At 42.1% G+C, this 17,271-nt stretch carries 17 protein-coding genes and 1 pseudogene; 9 read left to right on the forward strand and 9 right to left on the reverse strand.

Going from position 1 to position 17,271, the window contains the following annotated elements:
* Both HWQ43_RS29770 and HWQ43_RS29775 read left to right on the forward strand, forming a co-directional pair.
* On the forward strand, nt 1-314 hold a 314-nt coding region (locus HWQ43_RS29770; RefSeq protein ID WP_292740358.1), incomplete at its 5' end, for an HNH endonuclease.
* Between the two features lie 96 nt (nt 315-410).
* Nucleotides 411-680 (forward strand): annotated as a pseudogene (locus HWQ43_RS29775) (cupin domain-containing protein); the annotation flags it as partial.
* 63 nt (nt 681-743) lie between these two features.
* Here HWQ43_RS29775 and HWQ43_RS29780 read toward each other — a convergent pair.
* The 4 genes from HWQ43_RS29780 to HWQ43_RS29795 form a co-directional block, all read right to left on the reverse strand.
* Nucleotides 744-965 carry a winged helix-turn-helix domain-containing protein gene (locus HWQ43_RS29780; protein ID WP_292740360.1) on the reverse strand — a complete coding sequence of 74 codons (222 nt, stop codon included), beginning with the start codon at nt 963-965 and terminating at the stop codon, nt 744-746.
* Nucleotides 966-1,129: 164 nt separating this feature from the next.
* Nucleotides 1,130-1,837 (reverse strand): actin-binding WH2 domain-containing protein, encoded by a 708-nt coding sequence (locus HWQ43_RS29785; RefSeq protein WP_292740362.1) that lies wholly within the window; start codon nt 1,835-1,837, stop codon nt 1,130-1,132.
* 42 nt (nt 1,838-1,879) lie between these two features.
* Nucleotides 1,880-2,584, reverse strand: a complete 705-nt coding sequence (locus tag HWQ43_RS29790; protein ID WP_292740364.1) for an actin-binding WH2 domain-containing protein — start codon at nt 2,582-2,584, stop codon at nt 1,880-1,882.
* A gap of 23 nt (nt 2,585-2,607) precedes the next feature.
* Entirely contained in the window at nt 2,608-4,155 is a 1,548-nt protein-coding gene (locus tag HWQ43_RS29795; protein ID WP_292740366.1) for an FAD-binding oxidoreductase, read from the reverse strand.
* 86 nt (nt 4,156-4,241) lie between these two features.
* Between HWQ43_RS29795 and HWQ43_RS29800 the strand changes: the two genes are divergently transcribed.
* Nucleotides 4,242-4,811: a Uma2 family endonuclease gene (locus HWQ43_RS29800; protein ID WP_292740368.1), complete on the forward strand. Its 570-nt coding sequence runs from the start codon at nt 4,242-4,244 to the stop codon at nt 4,809-4,811.
* A gap of 120 nt (nt 4,812-4,931) precedes the next feature.
* On the opposite strand, the gene HWQ43_RS29805 is transcribed toward HWQ43_RS29800, so the two are convergent.
* The 3 genes from HWQ43_RS29805 to HWQ43_RS29815 all read right to left on the reverse strand — a co-directional run bounded on the left by HWQ43_RS29805 (nt 4,932) and on the right by HWQ43_RS29815 (nt 8,272).
* On the reverse strand, nt 4,932-7,001 hold the full coding sequence (locus HWQ43_RS29805) for a pentapeptide repeat-containing protein (RefSeq protein WP_292740370.1): 2,070 nt from the start codon (nt 6,999-7,001) through the stop codon (nt 4,932-4,934).
* Nucleotides 7,002-7,463: 462 nt separating this feature from the next.
* On the reverse strand, nt 7,464-8,051 hold the full coding sequence (locus HWQ43_RS29810) for a Uma2 family endonuclease (RefSeq protein ID WP_292740372.1): 588 nt from the start codon (nt 8,049-8,051) through the stop codon (nt 7,464-7,466).
* 35 nt (nt 8,052-8,086) lie between these two features.
* Nucleotides 8,087-8,272: a hypothetical protein gene (locus tag HWQ43_RS29815; RefSeq protein ID WP_292740373.1), complete on the reverse strand. Its 186-nt coding sequence runs from the start codon at nt 8,270-8,272 to the stop codon at nt 8,087-8,089.
* 17 nt (nt 8,273-8,289) lie between these two features.
* Here HWQ43_RS29815 and HWQ43_RS29820 point away from each other — a divergent pair, with 17 nt between their 5' ends.
* Nucleotides 8,290-8,532 carry a hypothetical protein gene (locus HWQ43_RS29820; RefSeq protein WP_292740375.1) on the forward strand — a complete coding sequence of 81 codons (243 nt, stop codon included), beginning with the start codon at nt 8,290-8,292 and terminating at the stop codon, nt 8,530-8,532.
* On the opposite strand, the gene HWQ43_RS29825 is transcribed toward HWQ43_RS29820, so the two are convergent.
* Nucleotides 8,471-8,716 carry a hypothetical protein gene (locus tag HWQ43_RS29825; protein ID WP_292740377.1) on the reverse strand — a complete coding sequence of 82 codons (246 nt, stop codon included), beginning with the start codon at nt 8,714-8,716 and terminating at the stop codon, nt 8,471-8,473. The genes HWQ43_RS29820 and HWQ43_RS29825 overlap by 62 nt on opposite strands.
* Before the next feature lie 137 nt (nt 8,717-8,853).
* Here HWQ43_RS29825 and HWQ43_RS29830 point away from each other — a divergent pair, with 137 nt between their 5' ends.
* From HWQ43_RS29830 to HWQ43_RS29850, 5 genes are all read left to right on the forward strand, one after another.
* Entirely contained in the window at nt 8,854-9,039 is a 186-nt protein-coding gene (locus tag HWQ43_RS29830; protein ID WP_292740378.1) for a hypothetical protein, read from the forward strand.
* A gap of 368 nt (nt 9,040-9,407) precedes the next feature.
* The gene (locus tag HWQ43_RS29835; RefSeq protein ID WP_292740380.1) at nt 9,408-11,285 is read left to right on the forward strand and encodes an NAD(P)H-quinone oxidoreductase subunit F; all 1,878 of its coding nucleotides are present in this window, start codon (nt 9,408-9,410) and stop codon (nt 11,283-11,285) included.
* Between the two features lie 51 nt (nt 11,286-11,336).
* Complete coding sequence (locus HWQ43_RS29840) at nt 11,337-12,050, forward strand: carbonic anhydrase (protein WP_292740382.1); 714 nt, start codon at nt 11,337-11,339, stop codon at nt 12,048-12,050.
* Nucleotides 12,051-12,225: 175 nt separating this feature from the next.
* Nucleotides 12,226-13,722 carry an NADH-quinone oxidoreductase subunit M gene (locus HWQ43_RS29845; RefSeq protein ID WP_292740384.1) on the forward strand — a complete coding sequence of 499 codons (1,497 nt, stop codon included), beginning with the start codon at nt 12,226-12,228 and terminating at the stop codon, nt 13,720-13,722.
* 134 nt (nt 13,723-13,856) lie between these two features.
* Nucleotides 13,857-15,164, forward strand: coding sequence for a CO2 hydration protein (locus HWQ43_RS29850; protein WP_292740386.1), 1,308 nt, complete (start codon nt 13,857-13,859; stop codon nt 15,162-15,164).
* Nucleotides 15,165-15,542: 378 nt separating this feature from the next.
* Here HWQ43_RS29850 and HWQ43_RS29855 read toward each other — a convergent pair whose 3' ends face one another.
* Nucleotides 15,543-16,760 carry a glutathione S-transferase family protein gene (locus tag HWQ43_RS29855; protein ID WP_292740388.1) on the reverse strand — a complete coding sequence of 406 codons (1,218 nt, stop codon included), beginning with the start codon at nt 16,758-16,760 and terminating at the stop codon, nt 15,543-15,545.
* Nucleotides 16,761-17,271: the final 511 nt, after the last annotated feature.

The raw sequence follows: 17,271 nt of genomic DNA on the forward strand, positions 1-17,271 counted from the left end.
TACTAGACAAGGCATTCCCAGCAGTTTCCTACTCCGAAAATAAACACGTCATGGTCAAAGGAACAAAATCCCCCTATGACGGTGATACAGCCTACTGGAGCGAACGCAGAAGCAAGCTCTACGAAGGCGAAACCTCTAAAGCTCTTAAGAAGCAAAACCATAAATGTGCCTCCTGCGGCTTAAAGTTCATCGATGAGGAACGGGTTCACCTGCATCACATCGACGGAAACCACGCCAACTGGAAAAGAAATAATCTGGAAGCAATTCACGAGAGTTGCCACGATTACAAACACATGAGCAAAAGCGCAAGCTAAGAACATCGGAAGCTGGGTGCGATGAAAGTCGCACGCCCAGATTTAAATGAGAGGTGCGGGGAATAATATCCCCCATCGACTCAACCCGTATACGTTCTCTTAGGAGAAGCTGAGGCAACAATTGGAGAAAGCGTTTATCCAGTTAAAGCAGGAGATTTTATTGGATATCGCGCTGGTGGTAAGCCGCACAAGCTGAAAAACACGGGCAATTCTATATTCAAATGTATAGTAGTTGGTCAAAGGCTAGACCATGATATCGGTGATTATCCAAATTTGCAGAAGCGTATATATAGGAGCAAAGGTTTAAAGTGGAATCTGGTCGATATGGAAAATATAGCTGAACCAGTAGCAGGTAAGAAGGCATAACAGGTAGAATGCATTTCCTCAATCGAAACTTCGATTACCCCAAATAGCGTAATAACACTTGGATTATTTCTGGAAGTTTTTTTTTAAAGCTTCTTGAACTTCCGGTTTGGCTTTAGCACTGTGTGGACGGGGTACTTTTAATTTGGCATTGAGTTTGTAACGCACAATTTTATGTAGTGTCTTGTATGCAACTACAACCTGGCATTCTTGAGTAAGCCACTCTCGAATTTGGCTGTAACTTTTAAATCCTTCAGGCTGATTTAGACGTTTGTGAAGTTGGTTCATCACTTGTCTCTTATAATTTAGTGCATCTTCATGGAGAATTGGTATCAGAGACTCAATAATCCATTCCCAGGCGGCAGCCTGGGAAGAAGGAAAGTTTTATTAAGCTAGGTTTTTATTAACTACTAGTTGTCACTGGGAACTAGACTAATTATCTTTTTCTGAGATTAACGTAAACCTAAAATTTCGGAAATCGCCGTTACAATATCCAAATAAAAGTTGCCTTTCACTGCCCGAAACAACTCAAACTTAGAGTCAGGCGCACCAAAAAATGGTCTGAGAAACCATCCTAACTGCATACCAACAAAGGCATAAAGCAATAACCAGGATCTTAAAATAGTGGTGCGGGTTTTTTTACCAACTTCATCTTGTTGAGAAAGTAATTGCATTCCTTCATACAGGAACTTTACGCCAAATACGCCTGTAATGCCAAAAATAAATACATTCAGCAGTTTAAAAAATTGATAAGAATCGGGTGTAGTGATTAGAAAAAATAGCGTAACTGGTGCCAAGCTAAATAAAAGTACGCTAATCACTGATACAGATGTGAGTAATACAACGAAATGCTGTAAAATACTGCTCCGAGAACCAAACAAAACATTAAAAAAGAATAACGTCGGGAAACAAATAATCAGTGTAATTAAATAGAATACCGGAAGCTTAATAGCACCCGATAATGCCTGTCCCCAACTGTGGGACGCACCGATAATTGCTCCATAAAGGGCAAAAAATATAGAACTAGTTACAAACAGAGAACTGATTTTATTTTGTAATCTGATTCCCAGACGAATTTCTTCTAAGAATGACTGGCGATCGCGCAGTAAATTAACTAAAACACTAAATTTTTGAATTCCGCGATTTTGCTTTTTCAGCATGATTTTATAGTTTGTATATTTTGTGGAATTGCTAATGACTAATTAACGGAATCCAAAGAGATAGCTAAGAGATTTAATGACGCTTAAATAGAAATTACCTTCTCTTTCGCGGAATAGTTCAAACACAGAACCAGGTGTGCCAAAAAACGGTCTGAGAGTCCATCCTAACTGACTGCCCACGAAAGCGTAAAGAAATAGCCAAAATTGTAAAATTTTCTGGCGGGTTTTACTACTTTCATCATCTTGTTCTAAAACTAAACTCGTGGCTTGATACAAAGACGAAACACCAATAAATCCAGTCATGGCAAAGATAAAGACATTTAACAGAATTAAAAATTGGTAATTATTGGTGGTAATTAAGAAAAAGAGTGTGATTGGAGCAAAGCTAAATAAAAGTACGCTCGTGACTGAAACCGCAGTTAAGACTAATGCTAAATGCTGGGCAAAACTCCGTTTGGAACCAAAAATAATGTTCGCAAAGAACAACGTTGGGATACAAATCAAAAGTGTGATTAAATAAAGGGCTGGGAGTTTAATGGCGGAAGATAAAGCTTGCATCCAGCTATGGTATGCACCAATGATTCCGCCATAAGCAGCGATAAATAAGGAACTGCAAACTAGCAAAGAAATGATTTTATTTGGTAATCTCGTACCTTGGCGAATTTCCTCTAGAAATCCTTGGCGATCGCGCAGGAATCCAATCAGCACTGCAAAGTATTTGATTCCTGATGATTTCCGTTCTATCATGTTATCCTCACACCAATATTATTCTAAGTTTCATCTGAGTAATCACCGCCAGAACCATACTTCCAAGCATCAATCAAACGATGCCAATAATATTGTTGTTCTTTTGGTTGATTCTTAATCCATGTTTCTAGCATTGGACTTAGCGAAAACAAGGCAGTGTATACACCTAAATTACTGTAATGTAACATCCAATCTAGCAAACTTGCCAAACCTACTTGCGGAATTATCTTGGCAACTATTCCAGGATGATATAAACCAGTTTTTAACAGTGTTTGCGTTAGTGCCGAAAACTGCACTATATCTTGTAAAAATGGTTTTAGCACTGGTGTACCTAACTGTTGCATTTCCTGAAATACTGCCGAGAGTAATTGGTTAATTTGCTCTGGGGCAATTTTTTGATTTACACCAACACTCATCGCCCTTTGAAATAACCAGGTAACAGTCAAACTCGGCTGATAGGGTTGCAGCAGTGCTAAGGCTTTTGCAGATAATTGTTTTGTTTCCAGCGCTTCGTAAATGCCATAAGTTAAACGCTTCAGATGACGCACCATTGCCCCAAAACCACCAAAACTCAAGGGAGATTGACTACCACTGCTATCTCCGGCTGGTAGAATGCGACTCCAAGGAGTTTTTAGCGGACTTTGGCGATAGGTGGGAAAGAAACCAAATAATGCCCGTTGAAATTTCAGGTTACTTAATTCCACTCCCTGATATTCTGGTAAAAGACGCAGATATTCCTCAAACATAGCTTCTAAACTCAAACGTTGGGGTTCTGCATCCATGTAGGTAAACAAGTAAGTGGTTCTGCCATCTCTGGCTGGAAAGGCTTCCCAGAAGTATTGGCATTGATTCTGCAAGGATGTGAATGATAATAATAAATCGCCTGAGTTATTTTCAGGAAAACCTTGAGCGCAACTTCCTACAACTAAGCACAGCGCATCTGGTTTTTTACCTTGGCGTGCTTGTTGGGTGATGGGTGAAAAATGTCCCATCGCGTCGATTAATAAGCGAGTTTTGAATTGGTTATTTACCATCACCCCGTCGGGATGAACCACTGCTTCGGTAAAGGGTGTGTTTTCTAACAACTTTCCCCGGGCGGCGAGAAATCGGGTTTTCAAGGTAGCGAGTAGATAAACTGGATCTACGCCGATATTCAAGACATCCTCTACCCAAACTTCTGTACCGCCAGCAAAACTAACTCGTGCTGGGTTATATTGAGTGGCGATCGCACTCTCTAATTCTTCCTCAGTCAGTAAGTTCAATTCCACAAATACATCTAATTCTTTGCGAGAAATATTCCACTCTTGTTCTCTTCCTCGCAAAATTCCCCGTTCCAGCAATGCTACCCGCAATCCCTTTACTGCCAAGGCGCAACCGATTAAAATCCCTAAAGTGCCACCGCAGATAATTACATCGAAGTCTACAGCGCCTAAAGGCTGTTGACTTTCTTTAACTAACGTTGGTACTGGTGCTGTGTTTTCGCGCAGAGATGTGAGAATGCGATCGCCTTGGCGCAATCCTCCTAAAACATCGCCGGGTAATTGGGAAAGAATTTCTTCAGTTAAAGACATTTTGGAAAAATTTAACTCTACATTCCAAAACTACCTGAGAATGAAGAAAGTAGATATGATTATCGCCAATTACGAATTACAAAAGTATGTCCACTACAAAACCTGTAGAACGTCTGTATACTTTTGAGGAATATCTCACCTACGATGACGGAACTGATAAGCGCTATGAACTTGAGGATGGGGTACTGCTAGAAATGCCTCCAGCCTCAGATTTGCATGAAGCTATCATTACTTTCTTGTTGATCCGCTTCTATCTGGAAATCCAACGACTAGGGTTAGACTGGCAGGTTCGCCCTAGTGGTACTGGCGTTCGTACCTCCGTCAAAAAATCCCGTCTCCCTGACTTAATTGTGATGACTGAAGAACAGAGACAATCTATTCAGGGTAAATCGGCTGTGCTTGAGTTACCTCCACTGTTGACAATAGAAGTGGTTAGCGCTGAGTCTGTGAAACGAGATTACGAAAGGAAACCATTTGAGTATGCAGCCTTCTCTATCCCTGAATACTGGATTGTTGATCCTCTTGAGGCAAAGGTGACAGTCTGTTTGTTGGATGCAGGACGTTATAACCAAACAGTATTTACAGGAAACCAGCAAATTTTTTCTCCGACTTTTCCTGAGTTAAAACTGACAGCGCAGCAAGTATTAACGGCTTAGGGATTTTTTATAAGACCTCTCCCTGGTTTTACTACGTAAAACCGTCCCTCTCCGAGTCGGAGAGGGAAAGAATTAAGCTTTAGATCAAGGCTTGGAGAGGTTTGTTGAACTCACGTTAAATTATCCCAAACCAAATAGTTTAGAAATCGCAGGCAATAATTTATTACCCGCTTCCACCAAAGAAGCAACAGCAGGTAAGCCTGTAAATATCCCTTTCAACATGGTGATTGCAGTTTTTGCCGTCTTCTGCTTGGTGGATTCTTGAGGATTTTTACCCGCTTCTGCCAAACTGTTCACCTGTTCTAGCGCTTCGGTTTTGTCTTCTTCTGACAAATATGTGGATTGGATGATTGCATCTTGCAACTGTGACAATAATTCTTTAATTCCTGGTTTCTCGGCATCGGTTGCATCAGGTAACTGATTGAGGGCAATACTCACATTACCGCTGATGGTTCCCAGATTAGCAATAGAATTATTGCCAGCGATACCGCTAACATTACTGCTGCCTTGAATATTGATGCCACTGATATCAGACATATTTGTATCTCCTTGTGTATAAAATTTCGGCTGCTTGAGAGCAGTATCTACCATATTTTCTAAACTAATAATGCGTTTATCTTTTTCTACCAGCAATAATTGCTGACTCTGCGATAAAGCTTTAAGTTGATTATAATCATCAAAATATTCTGCACTCAGTTGAGATTTATCGCTACCTGCGGCGGTTTTGGCTCTGAGCAAGATTTTATCATCGCCGCGTTTCTCCATTGCCAAGATTTCTAACTCGGCTTCGGGATGATTTTCGGCAAGGTTTTTGAAGGCTATGGCAATGGCGCGGGGGTCAACGCCTTGATTATGGTAAAGATCGAGGGTGTCAAAAATTGGCTTGATAAAGTTGGCAAAATCCCCGTCTGCAAATACCTCTTGTTTATTATCAGGTTTGCGGAGCGGGTCGGGGTCTTCTTTGGTGGGTAAACGCATGAAGACATATTCACACCTCACACCATGTAATTTAGTTGTATTTGTAATGCCCCAATCTTCGATGTACGCGCCTGTGAGAGTTGCACCTGTTAAATCGGTTGCATCTAGTTGCGTTTGCTTCAGTTTTGCTCTTGACAAATCGGCATCTTGCAAATTGGCTTCACTAAGATCAGCGCCGATAAAACTAGTATCTGCTAAGTTAGCTTTTTGTAAGTTCACACCTCGCAGGTTTTGACGGTCAAATTTTGTATCCTGTCCCTCTCCTGTAACCAGCAGTTGACGTACTTGTGAGTCTTGAAGGTAAGTTAAACCAGGACGAACACGGTCAAGCATTTTGGCTTGATGCCAACAGGTATTACTAAGTATAGTGTTTCTGAAATCTGTACTTTTAAGCGTCGCGGCAGTGAAATCAGCATTAGTCAAGTTAGCGCCACAAAAACTTGTACCTTCTATTGCAGCAAAGCCAACAGCGATATTGCGAATTAAGGCGTATTTTTCATCTCCTTTCATTGCTCGCCAACCAATGTAAATGCTAAATAAGGCTACGGCAAAGGCTAAAGCTAAGGCTCCACTTATGATTACGATTACTACTATGATTTTGCCAGAAGTAGGTCTGGCAAAGGATAAAGCCACTGCTGAGGCCAAGGCTACAATTATAACTATTGCTCCGGTTGCGGCTACAGTTTCGGTAAAAGCTGCTACGACTCCAGCGAAGACTACGGCTAAGATTACAATTACTGCGACAGTTAAGCCTCCAACTGCGGCTCCGATAAAAGCACCTACAGTTCCGCCTTTGGCAGAAGCAGCCACGGCTACAGCTCCAGTAAAGGCAAAAGCAAAGGCTTCTAAACCAGCCCCTACTCCTTGAAGAATCGTACCTAAAAAGAAGGCAATCAATAAGATTAAAGTAGTGCAGCCCGTAATCTGCTTTTCTAAGCTGGAGGCATTAAATGTTAATGGCAAAAAATAATAAGTTAGATATGAGAAAAATCCTGACAGTACTAAAAACAGCAACGAGAAAAGGGTTAGGTAAGTTATTTTCCAATAGCGTTGCAGTCCAGCTTTGGCATGACTGAAGTTTGCCCCTGTCAGGTTGGCGTTGGTGAAGTTTGCCCCTCGGATGTCGGCATAGCTAAAGTTTGCACCTACAAGGTCTTGTCTACCTTTGAAGTTGCGTCCTCGAAGATTTTGACCGGAGAAGTCTAAAGCCATGTTCCACTTTACGGAGGTGAGCAAATTTTACTACACGCTCACCCCTGTAAATTCAGGAATGGTTAGATATATTTGTTAGTTGAGGATAAAAGGTGCAACTTCGAGGATCAAAGCCGCAACTTCGAGGCTCAGAAGGTTATCGTTGAGCCTCAGAAAGTCAATGTTGAGGATAAAAGGCGCAACTTCGAGGATAAAAGGTGCAATTTCGAGGATAAAAGGCGCAACTTCGAGGCTCAGAAGATCAACGTCGAGGTTCAGAAGGTCAACATCGAGGCTAAAAGGCGCAACTTCGAGGCTCAGAAGATCAACGTCGAGGTTCAGAAGGTCAACATCGAGGCTAAAAGGCGCAACTTCGAGGCTCAGAAGATCAACGTCGAGGTTCAGAAGGTCAACATCGAGGTTCTGAGGCTCATTGTTGAAGTACAGCCAATACGGTTTGGCTGGATAATAGTAATTGAGAGTTCACTTCCGTCCTGCCAAGACTTGTTCGGCACTCAAATCCAACTGTGGAAAAGTAAAAGAGATAATACGTTCTTGTCCTCGGAATACAACAGCATCATAGAACCCTTCTACTAGGGTGCATATTGTTACTATCTCTTGAATCGGGTCAACAATCCAATATTCGGGAATTTCCAGAACAGCATACTCAGAACGTTTGCTGCGATAGTCTGTAGTTTGTGTAGATTCACTGACGACTTCTACCACTAATATGGGGGGAGTTTCGTTGAGTTCGATTACAGCTTCTCGATTAGAAAGTGCTTCCCACTGCTGTGTTGGTAATACTACTACATCTGGAATTCGTGAGGTGTCCCAGCGTCCTCCACGTGGCGATCGCACTCCCACAGAAAACTTTTGTGCTGTCCAATTCTGGCCCATTTTGGCACTTTCATCATCAAAGCTTCGTTCTAAAAACTTGGAGAAGCCACCGTGCTTGCCAGTGCCAAGGCTCATGGGAATTAATTCTCCATCTACCAATTCATATTGGGTATCCGTGCCATCGTTATACTTAAGATACTCTACAAAAGTAAATTTTTTTGTGGTTGCAGTCATAGCGATACCTACGGTGGGCTGCGCCTACGCAATTCTCATTGATGACTCAATACAGTTATTCTACTTGCATTATAGGAAATACTCATGGAACGCTCGAAAATAATTGCTATTCTTACAGGTGCAATTTCGGTCATTTTAGCGATCGCCAATTCTAGGGCGATATGCGACGACAAGCTGCCCTTAACATATAAAGGAGGGAGTAAATCGACGGTAAAAAACATCAGCTATAGAAATAACTATGGAATCAAAACAAGATGACATTACTATTCTTCAAGAAGCTGAGAAGCGTTTACGGCGACTGTCTCCAGAAAGGCTGCGGGTAGTGAGTGATTTTCTGGCCGATCTAGAAGAAAGAGAAGAAAATGAGGCGACGACGGAACTTTTGAATATCACTGGTTTTGAACAAGCTTTGCGTGAAGCTATGCAGGAAGCTGGCGCTGGGGAAGTGGTGCAATTTGACAGTATTCGTCGTCTAAGTTAGCAGCTAGAGAACCGTGAGATACTGCGCCGATGAAATTTGCAAGGCGATCGCTGTTTTGGGTGTGTGGGTTAGATGCTGGTGATTTTTGGGTACGTGCAAGTTGTTGAACATACTGCAACACGTCTTTTAGGTGTTGCTCTGGCAGTTGTTCAATAGCGTCAAAGATAGCTTGTTTCGTTATCATGGCAATAGCTCAATGTCGCTTTCAGGTTATTAATATTTTATGTGCTAAAGTGCGGTTCGCTCACGCCCAGAGACTATAGCCGAGTCTATTATGTGGATATAGGCACTGCATAATAACCTGCATTACAGGAAATACTGATGGAACGTTCAAAATTAATTGCCATTCTTACAGGCGCGATTTCAATTATTTTAGCGATCGCCTACCTCATCGTAGTCCAACTCTTAGACTACCGGGATATGAAACCCGCCCCCATCAGCCAAGTTGACTCACCACCTGCCATTACTATCTCTCACTGGCAGGTTGACAAAATCACCCAAATATAAATTATCTTTAGTCGATTTGTAGAGACGCAATCAATCGCGTCTCTTGTCATTTATATGAATTGATAAAACTAATGATAACTATTGATTCATCCCTCATTCGATGCATAGATAAGAATAAATACCTATTATTCATTGTTGAAATAGTTGATTATATAAGAAATAATTAGAGTTATTATCTTAAATTTATTTAATTAACTAATTCCATTTTGACAGATATAACGGTAAGCTGTTTCTAACAAAATTAAATAAACATAAATTTGTATGTTCTGCGTAGGCGTCGTCCGTCGTAGACATCCCTGGGTTAACTGGGATCAACGCCAGTTGACTCAAAACCCATAATTTTTGATGACAAATTTAGAGGTAAGTTAATGGCTCAGTTTCTACTAGAGACTGTTTGGCTAGTTCCGTGCTATGCCTTAATAGGTGGCTTGTTAGCCGTGCCTTGGTCGCCAGGGATCATTCGGAAAACGGGGCCAAGACCGGCGGGTTATGTAAATTTGGTGATGACATTTTTGGCGTTTGTACATAGTGCGATCGCCTTACAAGCAACTTGGAATTATCCAGCCCAAGAAGTATTTATTCCGTGGTTATCTACGGCTGGTTTAGATTTAACCATTGCTTTGGATATATCCTCAGTCAGTATCAGCGCTTTGGTTGTGATTACTGGCTTGAATTTGCTGGCGCAGATTTATGCGATCGGCTACATGGAAATGGATTGGGGTTGGGGACGCTTCTATTCTTTATTAGGATTATTTGAAGCGGGATTATGTGCCCTTGCTTTGTGTAATAACTTGTTCTTCAGCTATGTAATTTTGGAAGTCCTGACGCTGGGAACCTATCTACTAGTCGGCTTATGGTTTAGCCAGCCGTTGGTAGTTTCAGGTGCAAGAGATGCGTTTTTAACCAAGCGGGTGGGAGACTTATTCTTGCTGATGGGCGTGTTGGCATTATGGCCTTTAGCTGGAACTTGGAATTATCCAGAATTAGCTGAATGGGCGGCTACTGCTAACGTCAACCCGACAACTATGGCACTGGTAAGTTTAGCTTTAATTGCTGGGCCGATGGGTAAATGTGCCCAATTTCCCCTGCATTTATGGCTAGATGAAGCGATGGAAGGCCCTGTTCCCAGTACGATTTTGCGGAACTCGGTAGTAGTAGCTAGTGGTGCATGGGTGCTGATTAAATTGCAACCTGTGTTAAGCATCTCGCCCATAGCATCCTCAGCGATGGTTGCGATTGGTGCGGTGACAGCCGTGGGTGCTTCGTTAATTGCGATCGCTCAAATCGATATGAAACGCTGTCAATCCTATTCTGTCAGCGCATACATGGGTTTAGTATTCATCGCCGTGGGAGTGCAACAAGACGAAGCGGCGCTATTGTTAGTACTCACCCACGCTATATCCGCAGCACTATTGGTAATGAGTACAGGCGGAATTATCTGGAATAGCATCACCCAAGACGTAACCCAACTTGGTGGACTGTGGAAGCGTCGCCCGATTTCGGGAATCGCCTTTATTGTCGGCAGTTTGGGATTAATTGGTTTTCCACCCCTGGGTAGCTTTTGGGCGCTGATGGAATTAGCAGATGGGCTGTGGGAAACTCAACCTTGGTTAGTGGGAGTAATAATCGCGGTAAATGCTTTGACAGCCGTGAGTTTGACCCGAGAATTCGCTTTACTTTTTGGCGGGAAAGCTACACAAATGACAGAGCGATCACCTGAAGCTCACTGGCCGATGATTCTGCCGATGATGATTCTACTTGGCTTTAATCTACATCTTCCTTTCATCTTACAAAATTTATCCCTTTTACCAGATTGGGCAAGCCTAAATAAAGATGTCGCACTACTTTTAAATTGGTCAAGTATTTTCGGTTGTAGCATCACTGGCATAATTTATTTAAGCAACATTCCTAAACCGATTCGCCTCCCTTGGAAAGGGTTACAAGACTTAATCGCATACGACTTTTATACCCCCAAACTCTATAAAATGACCATAATTTTTGGAGTTGCCAAAATTTCCCAACTTGCCGATATGATTGACCGCTTTGTAGTCGATGGCATCGTTAATTTCGTTGGTTTATTTTCGCTATTAGGTGGTGAAGGTCTCAAATACAGCAACTCTGGACAAACCCAGTTTTATGCACTCACTGTTCTTCTAGGAGTGAGTCTTTTAGGAATGTGGGTAACTTGGCCATTTTGGGGAATGCAATTTTTAAATATGGTTTTTCAAATCTCGACAATTGGATAGCAGTAACTATCTTACAAAAAGCTAACAGTTTAATATTGCGAGGAGAATTTCGTGAGCAGACAACATCCCCAAATCAATCTTTCCAGAAGAGGTTTATTGAAGTTTGGTGCAGGTGCGATCGGTACAGGTGTATTGACAGCCGGACTTGGCTCAAACTTGCTTGCAGCTGAAACAAAACCAGCAGAAGATGAGATTACCCCCGACAAGGTATTGCAAGAATTATTAGAGGGTAATGATAGATTTGTCAAAGCAAAACGTCGCAATCCCAACCAAACCCATTCGCGTTTAGTCGAAGTTGCCAAAGGTCAAAAACCCTTCGCTTCTATTTTAGGTTGTGCAGATTCACGAGTTCCTTCAGAGATTGTTTTTGACCAAGGACTTGGAGATTTATTTGTCTGCCGGATAGCTGGTAATATTGCCACAACACAGCAAATTGGTAGCTTAGAATTTGGCAGCTTAGTATTAGGTACTAAAGTCATCCTGGTAATGGGTCATGAAAGATGTGGTGCGGTAGAGGCTGCAATTAAAGGTGCTGAAGTGCCAGGGCGAATTGGAAGTTTACTTGAAGCAATTAAACCAAGTGTAGAAAGCTCAAAAGATAAAGAGGGAGATAAGTTAGAAAACGCTTGTAAAGCAAATATTTTAGCGCAAGTTGAAAAGTTGAAATCATCGACAGTTTTATCTGAATTAATCAAGGCAGAAAAACTGAAAATAGTCGGTGGTTATTACGATTTAGATACTGGAAAAATCAGTATAGTAAGTTAGCTTTTTTGTCCTTTGTGATTAGTCACTTGTACTGAGTTTCGACTGCGCTCAACTACCGCGCAGTCTTGGCGCAGCCTCTCAAAGAGTTGTATTGGTCATTGGCTAAGAATAAGTCATCAAGAACAAAAGACAAAAGACAAAGGACAAATAACAAAGAACAAAGGACAAAATTACTATGTTAAGTGTCTTGATTTGGCTCCCGATTTTCGCTGCTATTCTCATAGCAATATTACCTGTAAGCATACCTAAGCATCGTATTCGTTTAATAGCATTAATCTTTTCAGGAATAGTTCTCTTCTGGAACCTGTTTATCCTGCTAAAATTTGATATCAGCAATCCAGGAATGCAATTTAAAGAGTATTTACCCTGGAATGAAACCCTTGGCTTGAGCTATCAAATAGGTGTTGATGGGCTTTCCATCTTGATGTTGGTGTTAAATAGCCTGCTTACCTGGATTGCTATTTACAGCAGTAGTCAAGAAACTGAACGTCCTCGGCTGTTCTACTCCATGATTTTATTAGTTAGTGGAGGAGTCGCAGGTGCTTTTCTGGCGGAGAATTTGCTGCTATTCTTCTTATTCTACGAACTAGAATTAATCCCCTTCTATTTGCTAATTTCCATTTGGGGAGGGGCAAAACGGGGTTATGCTGGAATGAAATTCCTGATTTATACTGCTGTTTCGGGAGCCTTAATTCTAGCGACATTCTTGGGTATGGTATGGCTGAGTGGTTCTACCAATTTTGCTTTTGATGCAGTCTCTACAGAAAATCTGTCAACAGCAAAGCAAATCCTTTTACTAGCAGGAATAGTATTAGGTTTTGGCATTAAAATACCCTTAATTCCCTTCCATACTTGGCTACCCGATGCTTACGTTGAGGCTTCGGCACCAATTGCCATTCTTCTCGGTGGCGTGTTAGCAAAACTGGGAACTTATGGATTGCTGCGATTTGGGTTGGGTATGTTTCCCCATGCTTGGAGTATTATTGCACCGACTTTGGCAATTTGGGGAGCAATCAGCGCCATCTATGGGGCAGTAATTGCGATCGCTCAAAAAGACATCAAGCGCATGGTAGCATATAGTTCCGTTGGTCACATGGGCTATATCTTGCTAGCTGGTGCCGCCAGTACTCCCTTAGCACTCGTTGGTGCAGTCGCCCAAATGTTCAGCCACGGTATCATCCTGGCGATTCTCTTCCATTTGGTGGGAGTCGTAGAAGCCAAAGTCGGTACACGCGAGTTAGATAAACTCAATGGTTTAATGAGTCCTATACGCGGTATACCCTTAATTAGCGCTTTATTAGTTTTAAGTGGAATGGCTAGCGCAGGTATTCCCGGTTTAACAGGATTTATTGCCGAATTTCTCGTCTTTCAAGGTAGTTTCTCTGCCTTTCCCATCCCGACTATTTTGTGTGTAGTAGCTAGTGGATTAACCGCAGTTTATTTTGTCATCCTCCTCAACCGCACCTGTTTTGGCAGACTCGATAACTTCGCCTACTATCCCAAAGTTCTTTGGGCTGAGAAAATCCCAGCTTTAATTTTGGCAGCTTTCATCATCTTTTTAGGAGTACAACCCACTTGGTTAGTGCGTTGGAGTGAATCCACAACTACAACAATGGTGGCTGCAATTCCCTCTTTAGAAAAAACCGTAATTTCTGAAGTAGCGCTGAAATAAAAAATACATCAAAACACTTGTAGAGACGGCGATTTATCGCGTCTTATAATCTATCCCCACACACCCGATAAATTGCGTTTCAAAACCTATCCTCCAGACGCCATAAATTGCGTCTCTACCAATTTACGATTACCATGACAGCAATTAAAACAGCAATTAAATTACCTCCTTCCAAACACGAATTTGCCGAAGTAATTCACCGCCTAGAAGCAGGCGGTGCAATGTTACCCGACACTCCAGAAAATTTGATGCAAATCATCGGTTTATACAAAGCTTATGCTGTACCGATGGATTTCTACTGGCGTGACCTACTTTATATTGCCGAACGCGAATTTTTAAACCCGCTTCCCTTCTTTAAATACTTCTTGCCCAAAGAGTATTTAGAACTGCATAATCATTACGCCGGCGATGATGCCGATTTACGAATTTGGCGTGGCGAAGCTACTGCACATCCAGAACTTTTGGCATTTATCGAGAAGGGTGAAACCTTCAAAATGCCGAAGTTGTTGCATCACTTGTTCCACGATCGCATTAACATGGAATTTGCGGAAGCTTGTATGCGGGCGATGTTGTGGCACAGAGGGATGGGTGGACAATTTGACCCTTATCTAGATTCTGAAGAATACAAAGCCAACGCCGATAAGGCAATTAAAGCTTACTTCCAAGGGAACCCAGTCATGCTGGGACTTTACAAGCTGTTTCCTGATATGTTTTTGGAACAGTGCCGCCAGATGTCATACTACGCTAATCTGGGCTTATTCTGGGAAGTCATGGCCCCGGTATTCTTTGAAATGTCCGATCGCTATGATGAAGGTACCATTAGCAGCGTCCCAGAGGCAATGAGTTTCTTAGTTAATGGTATATTTGCGATCGCAGGTCGTCCCATTTACCATCACGTTTATATTCGTGGTGAATGCTACGAAATTGTGCCCAAATCCAAGGGTTTCATGTGGCTATATGAAGCTGCATTACCCTATGTAGAAGCAGTTTTCTACCGCACTGCACCCTTTAGAGGAACAAAATCTTATAATGCTCAAGCGCGTCAAGTGCCAGAAGACCAGAAAGACTTTCACTATGGCATTCTTTACGCTGATGTATTTCCAGTAGGTACTGCTGGCATTCCCCCGACATTATTAATGCAAGATATGCTGCATTTTTTGCCACCATATCTTATTGATTACTACAGCCAACATTGCCGGGGTGAAGAAGATATGTTGATTCAGTTGGGAGTTAGTTTTCAACGGTCAATGTATTGTGTTACTTCTGCGGTAATTCAAGCTTTACGAACTGCACTTTTATATCCTTTAGATGACCAAAATCCCAAGCATTTACAAGCTAATCGAGACTTTTTTGAAATGCAGCTAAATCGCTTTACTCGTGCTGACTACAATATTCGTGATGCTGCCCGTTTAGGAAGCATTCAAAGTCAAGATTATCGATAAGATATCTCCACCTAAAACCTTTGTAGAGACGTATCACTGCTACGTCTCTACATTCTTAATACGGTTTGGTTAAGGCAAGAGACGCGATAAATCGCCGTCTCTACAAAGGACTGATTATTGTAAAGACGGCGATAAATCGCCGTCTTTACGATTAGCGGCGTGTAACCAAAAAACCTTATCCGAACCGTATTGTCTACATTCTTTTAACGTGAGTTCGATGAACCTCTCCCGGACAACCTCCCTCTCCGAAACGGAGGAGCAACGAAAATTTCAGCTTTTTGCTCCCCTCTCCGACACGGAGAGGGGCTGGGGGAGAGGTCAAATAAGACTTGTCGAACTCACGTTCTTTTATACCAGATTTACCTGAAAATGCGATCGCTAATAAAGAGATGCCAACACTTTATCTGCTGCTGCCCGGAATGCAGTTGCAGCACCAGCACTCATATCCCGTGGCGCACAAATGCGATTTCTCACATAGGCCAGTGTGATAGCACCAACCGCAGCCGCAGTCGGATCGGCATTATCTTTACCACCCACGCGTCCCCACGGTAATGCTGCACCATTACCATTGATGAGATAGTCAGCCAGTAATCTGAGGTGAAAATCAACCGCTTCTTTAACGGCTGTTGTGTCGCCATTGACTGCTAATGCTTGCACCCCGGAGTTTTTCAGAATATCTCCTAAAGCAACTTCTCGGTTATCAGTCAACCTTTCAGCTGCTTCTGCCCGAAATTGGATTTCTTGGCTAATAGTCGGGTCAGGTGGTAAAGGATTGCCGATTGGTGTTACGCCCCACCGACGACGCAAAAGTAAATTGTTGGTGGTATCATCCGATTTGACGCGGTGATAAGCGGGACGCTGTTTGAGTGCTTCAAACCAAGCGTTGATCCGAGGATACCGGGGATTTCCCTTGAGTTGATATCCCCGATAAACGGGTAAGTTAGCCGCCAATCTATCTAAATGGGGGCTATAGGTAATATCTACCACACTAAATGTTGACAAAAAGTAGGGGCCAGGATACTTTCCGAGAAGTTGCTCTAGTTCGTCTAATTTCGCTTCAAAAGCTGCTTGTAAGCTTGCTAATTCATGAGGATCTTCCGGGGCTTGTCTGAGAAATTTGTAGGCGATATCTCTCACACCATTGGTTTCAGCATCCTCAAGCCATTGTCTAGCAACGGCATTTTCCTCTGGGTCTTCAGGAAGCAAGGTTGGCCCAAATCTTTCTTCTAAGGCTAACAGAATATCCTTGGATTCATAAACTAACTTGTCCTCAATTTTCGCCGCCGGGACAAGGGTTGTAGGCACTAAATCAGTATACCATTTAGGCTTGTTAGTCAAATCGATAAACTCTGTTGCAAAGGGAATTTCTTTTTCTTCGAGAGCAAACCAAACCCGTTCGCAAAATGGACACCAAGAGTTGGTATCGCGGTAGAGCAGTACTGGCGGTTCTGTATCTAGCGGCAGTTTATGGAGACTGCTAGGGATGGGAGCAGTAGAAGGAGATTGCCCTGGTCTACGCACCCTTCGAGCCGGGGTATTTCTTTGGGCAATTTCTAACAGTTGTTCCCAATTAGATACTGTGTCTTGAATTGACATATTTCACCTTGGTTTAGGTTAACTTGATTTCCACAAATAAGTCAGAGTGATTTATAAAGTAAATATAAGTAGTGGCGTGGCAAGGCTAAATTGTTGCAAAAAAATTGTAGGTTGGGTTTCGTTCCTCAATCCAACACTCCGATCAATGTTGGGTTTCGCCTTGCTCAACCCAACCTACATCTATTTTTAAATAGGACTGACGCACACTCTACGAATTCTCGGCGCTCTTGGCGTCTTGGCGGTTCGATAAATTAAGCTTTTTAGCATTTTTTGCGTAAGTCCTATTAAAGAGATAAAAAGCTAAATTTTTGAATTTTGACCATTAAATACTAAAAACAAGTGTACTTACCGGAGTTAATAGTGATTATCACATGAAAATAGTTTGAAAGCAAGATTTAATATATCTATTTTTTGACTTACTTAAGCCGTAAAAATCAGAAAAATCTCTATCAATTCGAGTCCTAGACAGAATAGAAAGCTTAAATCAAAAAATACACTTAAACGAATAAGT

Source organism: Nostoc sp. JL31 (assembly GCF_017114965.1).
GTDB classification, from domain to species: domain Bacteria; phylum Cyanobacteriota; class Cyanobacteriia; order Cyanobacteriales; family Nostocaceae; genus Nostoc; species Nostoc punctiforme_A.

Excerpts from the sequence above, each read along its gene's own strand:
- HWQ43_RS29815 (WP_292740373.1), bottom strand. The coding sequence starts at position 8,272 with ATGTTTTTTACCGTCGATTTACTCCCTCCTTTATATGTTAAGGGCAGC.
- HWQ43_RS29825 (WP_292740377.1), bottom strand. The coding sequence starts at position 8,716 with ATGATAACGAAACAAGCTATCTTTGACGCTATTGAACAACTGCCAGAG.
- HWQ43_RS29835 (WP_292740380.1), top strand. The coding sequence starts at position 9,408 with ATGGCTCAGTTTCTACTAGAGACTGTTTGGCTAGTTCCGTGCTATGCC.
- HWQ43_RS29810 (WP_292740372.1), bottom strand. The coding sequence starts at position 8,051 with ATGACTGCAACCACAAAAAAATTTACTTTTGTAGAGTATCTTAAGTAT.
- HWQ43_RS29850 (WP_292740386.1), top strand. The coding sequence starts at position 13,857 with ATGACAGCAATTAAAACAGCAATTAAATTACCTCCTTCCAAACACGAA.
- HWQ43_RS29800 (WP_292740368.1), top strand. The coding sequence starts at position 4,242 with ATGTCCACTACAAAACCTGTAGAACGTCTGTATACTTTTGAGGAATAT.
- HWQ43_RS29785 (WP_292740362.1), bottom strand. The coding sequence starts at position 1,837 with ATGCTGAAAAAGCAAAATCGCGGAATTCAAAAATTTAGTGTTTTAGTT.
- HWQ43_RS29855 (WP_292740388.1), bottom strand. The coding sequence starts at position 16,760 with ATGTCAATTCAAGACACAGTATCTAATTGGGAACAACTGTTAGAAATT.
- HWQ43_RS29790 (WP_292740364.1), bottom strand. The coding sequence starts at position 2,584 with ATGATAGAACGGAAATCATCAGGAATCAAATACTTTGCAGTGCTGATT.
- HWQ43_RS29780 (WP_292740360.1), bottom strand. The coding sequence starts at position 965 with ATGAACCAACTTCACAAACGTCTAAATCAGCCTGAAGGATTTAAAAGT.
- HWQ43_RS29830 (WP_292740378.1), top strand. The coding sequence starts at position 8,854 with ATGGAACGTTCAAAATTAATTGCCATTCTTACAGGCGCGATTTCAATT.
- HWQ43_RS29820 (WP_292740375.1), top strand. The coding sequence starts at position 8,290 with ATGGAATCAAAACAAGATGACATTACTATTCTTCAAGAAGCTGAGAAG.
- HWQ43_RS29805 (WP_292740370.1), bottom strand. The coding sequence starts at position 7,001 with ATGGCTTTAGACTTCTCCGGTCAAAATCTTCGAGGACGCAACTTCAAA.
- HWQ43_RS29795 (WP_292740366.1), bottom strand. The coding sequence starts at position 4,155 with ATGTCTTTAACTGAAGAAATTCTTTCCCAATTACCCGGCGATGTTTTA.
- HWQ43_RS29845 (WP_292740384.1), top strand. The coding sequence starts at position 12,226 with ATGTTAAGTGTCTTGATTTGGCTCCCGATTTTCGCTGCTATTCTCATA.